The 5883-nt window shown below is 48.8% G+C and carries 1 protein-coding gene; it reads left to right on the plus strand.

What is annotated here, in order from left to right; all coding sequences use genetic code 11:
- Window positions 1–5883: beta strand repeat-containing protein (locus IS446_RS05445; RefSeq protein ID WP_203059001.1), on the plus strand; the 5883-nt coding region annotated here is incomplete at both ends.

The raw sequence follows: 5883 nt of genomic DNA on the forward strand, positions 1-5883 counted from the left end.
CACCAACGGCAACACTTGCTCCTGTTACCGATCTGTGTTATGATCCTGCAACGGGAATGAGTCTTGAGGTGAATGTAAGCGGGGGAGAAGCTCCTTTTGTATACAGCCTCAATGGCGGACCAAACCAGAACAGCAATGTATTTAACAACCTGACTCCTGGAAGCTATACCGTAGTGGTAACCGATGCTTTTGGATGTACAGCGACTACGAATACTATAGATGTAGCTCCTCAGTTAACAGCTTCGGCCCTTTTAATTAAAGAGCTGGATTGTAGCGCCTCTCCGGATGGTGTTATCGAAGTGACCATTAACGGAGGTACAGAAGTATTTGAATATGAAGTGAGCACCGATGGTGGAGCTACCTACACTGCTCCTGCGGTATTGGGTGCAGGTGTAACCACCATTACCTACACAGCGCCTGCTGCCGGAACCTATGATTTCCGTATTACCGACGCATTAGGATGTATCACGACCACTTCGGTAACGGTAGATCCGATCTCTAATCCTGTTGCTGCAGCTACTCCTACCGATGTGAGCTGTGCCGGACTTAGTGACGGTATTGCAACCATCACGGTAGATCCTGCCTTTGGAGCTGCGCCTTATGAGATCAGTTTTGACGGTGGAGCCTTCAGCAGTCAGACCACTTATACCGGTCTTGCTGCAGGAACCTATAATTACACGGTAAGAGACAGCAAAGGATGTCTGTTCAACGATACCGTAACCATCGGTGAGCCTGTAGCGCTTACTGCCGTTACGGCGATCACCCAGGATTTTGGTTGCGGACAAACCGGAACCATCGAGGTACAAGGTGTAAGCGGTGGAACCGCTCCTTACCAGTACAGTATCGACGGGGTGAACTTTGGAGCGAGCAATGTCTTTGCCGGATTAACAGACGGCACGTATACCTTAACGGTACGCGATGCGAACGGATGTACGCTTGACCTTCCTGAAACCATTGCACCCCTTGACCCTGTAACCGACCTTGATTTTAGTGTTACCGACATTACCTGTGCGGCGACCACAGCAGCGGTTACGGTAACCGCTACCGGAGGGAATGGGGTTCTGACCTATGAGATCATTGCTCCAGCTGCGGTAAACAACGGAACCAACAACGTATTTAGCGGACTGGCTCCCGATACGTATACCTTTAGAGTTACCGACGAGGATGGATGTTCTTACGAAGAAAACCTTACCATCAATCCGATCACTCCGGTAGCGGTTGCCGGATCCCTGGTAAGTGATGTTACCTGTTTATCCGGAGCCGACGGGGAACTGTCGTTCACCGTATCGAACTTCAGTACTTACGATTATACCGTAACCAATACCTCAGGAACCGTTGTTGCAAACGGTACCGGGGAAAGCACAGCTACGATCAACGTTGGCGGATTGCCGGCTGATGATTATACCATCGCAGTAACCGATAACACAAATAGTTGTACGGCTACCGATGCGGTAACCATTAATGAGCCAACCGCTCTTACCATATCCCTGAATGTAAGTCCGCTTACCTGTAACACCGGAGGACGTGTAGAAGTAACTGCCGGTGGTGGTTGGGGTAGCTATGAATACCAGCTGGAGGAGACAGCAACCGGAACGGTAGTAGCACCATTCCAGGTGAGTAACGTATTTAATAATATTACCACTCCTGATAATTATACGGTTCGCGTTAGAGATATTAACGGCTGTGATATCACTGACACCTTTGATATTGTAGCGCCTGTTTCACCAACGGCAACACTTGCTCCTGTTACCGATCTGTGTTACGATGCTGCAACAGGAATGAGCCTGGAGGTGAATGTAACCGGAGGAACCGCACCTTATGTATACAGCCTGAACGGAGGAGCCAACCAGAACAGTAATGTATTTAACAACCTGATCCCGGGAAGCTACGAAGTCGTAGTTACCGATGCGTTCGGATGTATTGCAACCACCAATACCATTACCGTTTCGCCTCAACTTACGGCAGATGCGGTAACCGTTAAGGGTATCGATTGTACTGTAAGCCCTGAAGGTCAGATGGATGTTACGATCAACGGAGGAACCGGTCCGTTCGAATACCGCGTAAGTCTCAACGGGGGAGCCTATACCGTTCCTGTAACCTTGAGTCCGGGAGATACCCAATTCAGCTACACAACACTGTCATCGGGTAATTTTGAATTCGAGATCACCGATGCTAATGGTTGTATCACCACTGCGACAGCTACCCTGGCGCCTTTGGTACTACCGCAGATCAATTCGGTATCTCAAACGGCATCTATTCTTTGTAATGGAGAAAGCGGAGCATCCATAAATGTGGATATTGACACCAGCCTTGGGGTTGCACCGTATACGATCAATGTAGTGAATACGACTACGGGTACCGATTACGGAACGCAAACTACAGGACTCCCTGCAGGTGATTACGAGATCACGGTGACCGATGCGAATTCGTGTACTGACACCGAATTGATTACTATCGGCGAGCCTGATCCGATTTCTTACACTACTTCTGATACACCTATAACTTGTAATGCATCTTCAGGAACAGATCCGGGATCCATCACGGTAAGCGGAGTATCCGGAGGAACAGCACCATATACCTATTACCTCACCGGTAATAATTCATTCTCAGAAACTTATGTTGCTGCAACAGCCGGAGACGACCATACTTTTACCGTGCTTCAATTTGGTGTGTATAATATTGACGTAATCGATGCGAATGGATGTTCAGCTGGGGCTACCGAGATCATTGCTTCTCCGCCGGATGATCTGGATATAAATGTTTCAACAGTAACAACAGATTGTGCTACCGGAGGAACGGCTATTGTGGAAGTAACTACCGCTGTAGTAGCAGGAGATTATACGTTTGGTGTTTTAGAGACTTATTCGGCACCATACTATGACCCGGCAGAGGCTATTGGCCCTGACACACCTGGAGGTGCTATTGCAACATTCACTGACTTGATTCCTGGGGTCACCTATACTTTCGTAGTGTACGATGATGTAACTAAATGTTACTATTTCGAAACGGCTCAGGCACCAATTAATTCTCCGTCTAACATGACCTCTGTACTCGATGCAGTAGCCAATGTGAGTTGTACGGGTAGTGATAACGGATTTGTGGACTTCACCATCGATAATTACGATGCTGGGGCAACGGCAGTAAGCTATCAAGTATATGACCGATTTACGAACAATCCCGTAACAGGATCAGGACTTTCCGGATCGGTGTCTACCACTGGCGGACCCCTATCTGTTACCGGAATTGGTCCGCTTGCACCGGGAACCTATTTTATCCTGTTTACCGAAGTGGGTGGAGCCTTTAATGATTGTTCTGTAGGATCTGCTGAGGTAGATATTACCGAGTCGACGATCTTACTGAGCCTTGGACTCACTGCAACCAATGCGAATTGTGCGCCAAATTCCGGAACCATTACGGCTATCGGTCAGAACGGGGCCGGAGGTTATGAGTATCAGCTTACACCTTTCGGAGCTACCGCTCCGGATGCGACCACCTGGGCTGGAAGTACGAATAACGTATTTAATGTAGATGCAGGCGATTATACGGTTTATGTAAAGGATGCAAACAACTGTATCCAGTCTCAGGACATTACGGTAGATCCGGATCCTGTACCCACGATCACGGCTAACCTTTTAAATCAGTGTACAGCTGCCGAAGGTGCTTACGAGATCGAGGTTGCCCTTGATACGGAAGGAGTAGGTCCATATACGTATAGCCTGAACGGCGGAGCACCGGTGAGTGCTGCCCTCAATACTGCGGGTGATACCTTTACCATTAGCGGATTGAATTCCGGTACGTATACCATTACCGTTTCTGACGTGAACGGATGTTTTGAAACAGAAACCGTTACCATTTATCCGCCGGTGAACATCAATCCGGAAGTCGTGGCGCAGCCTAGCTGTGCCAATAACGATGGGGAGATCACCGTAACCGCTTTTGGTGGTAGTGGTAATTTCGAATACGAATTAGTGGGGCCAACGAATGTGGCGAGACAAGGATCAAACATTTTCCCAGGATTGGCTTTTGGTGCTTATGATGTGATCATTTATGATGTGACCACAGGATGTTCGACCACTGCACCGATCAACTTAGAACAGCCAACCCCTGTTACTTTTACAACGATCCCTACCCATGTAACGTGTAATGGCTTATCGGATGGTACGATCGAAGTTGTTCTTGACGCTTCGAACGACAATCCGCCATACAGCTATGAGCTTTACGACGGCGGTGTATTGATCGCCGGACCACAGGTATCGCCAATATTTACAGGACTACCTGCTGGGAGCTACGAGGTACGAGTGATCTCAGATCGCGGATGTGATAACACTGTAATAGAGATCATCAACGAACCTGCGGCGGTTACTGCCACTGCAGCACTTACAGCAGACTTTACTTGTGATGCGAGCAATGGTGTAAGCCAGGCAGAGATCACGGTAACGGCCGGTGGCGGAAGCGGAAGCTATCTCTACAGTATCGACGGGGTGAACTTCCAGAGTTCGAACGTATTCTTAGTGAACGATACGGGATCTGCAGAGACCTATACGATCGAAGTTCGCGATGGCAATGGCTGTCCTGTAACGACAACGATCGACGTAGATCCTATCAATGTATTTAGTGCCGACCGCGTTCAGAATATTGCGATCAGCTGTATTAACCCCGAAGAAGTACTGGTAACGGTAACCGATGACGGTAACCCTGCCAATACGTATGACTTTGAATTGCTACCTGTTGGAAATGCCAACGGTACGTTTATCAGCAGTCCGAACAATACTTCAGCGATCTTTGAACTCACCGCACCCGGTGACTATGTGTTCCGTGTAACGGATACTGCTACCGGATGTTTTGTAACTACAGTGCCTTATACGATAGCGCCTTACGATACGATCGAGGCTACAGCAGTAACCACAGCGAATGTGAGTTGTTTTGGAGGTAATGATGGCGCTTTAGAGTTCACTGTAGACCAGTATACAGGAAACTTCGATTACGAAGTATTCAATAGTGACGGCACTTCTGCGGGAATTACTGCTAGTGGTGTAGCGCCGACAACGATCGCCGTTAACGGACTCACCACCGGGAATTACTATATTGCCATTACTGCTACAGATTATCCGAACTGTCCTGCCCAGACCAATGTGGTAGCGATCAGTGGTCCGGATGCCCCTGTAAGCCTGGTGGAAGTAAATAACATCAATGGAAATTGTAACAGTGGGGCCGAAGTAGTAGTAGCTGCTTCAGGAGGAACTCCTGATTACCGTTATGCTGCAGTACCTGCAGGCGATCCTGCACCGGCCGCTTCAGCGTATACGAGCAGTGCTACCTTTATATTCAGCCCTGCTACCTATCCTGCGAATTACGACATCTATGTATTAGACAGCAATGACTGTGGTACGTCGATCACGGTGACGGTAGATGTAGATCCTGAGCCAACAGTTACGGCTCCTGCCTTTGCTGCCGATCAGTGTACTTCTGACGGAAGCAGTTATACCTTTACGGTTACGGCTTCAAGTGGTGTGGCACCATACAGCTACAGCATAGGAGGCGCCTTCCAAAGCAGTCCGACGTTCACGGTAACTTCTACGGGAGTTTACACGGTAACGGTACGCGATGCGAATGGATGTACCCATGATGCTCCTATAGAGATCTATCCTCCGGTAGATGTCACTCCGGAACTGGCCGCACAGGTAAGTTGTGCGAATAATGACGGAGCGATCACGGCCAACGGATTTGGTGGAAGCGGAAACTACGAGTTCGAGCTTCAGGACGGTACCGGTACTACCCTGGTAGCACAACAACCTTCCGGAGATTTCCTCGGACTTGGCTTTGGCGATTATATCGTAGTGATCCACGATACTACAACCGGATGTACGGCTAATGCGCCGATCA

The organism is Robertkochia sediminum (assembly GCF_016786255.1).
GTDB lineage: Bacteria > Bacteroidota > Bacteroidia > Flavobacteriales > Flavobacteriaceae > Robertkochia > Robertkochia sediminum.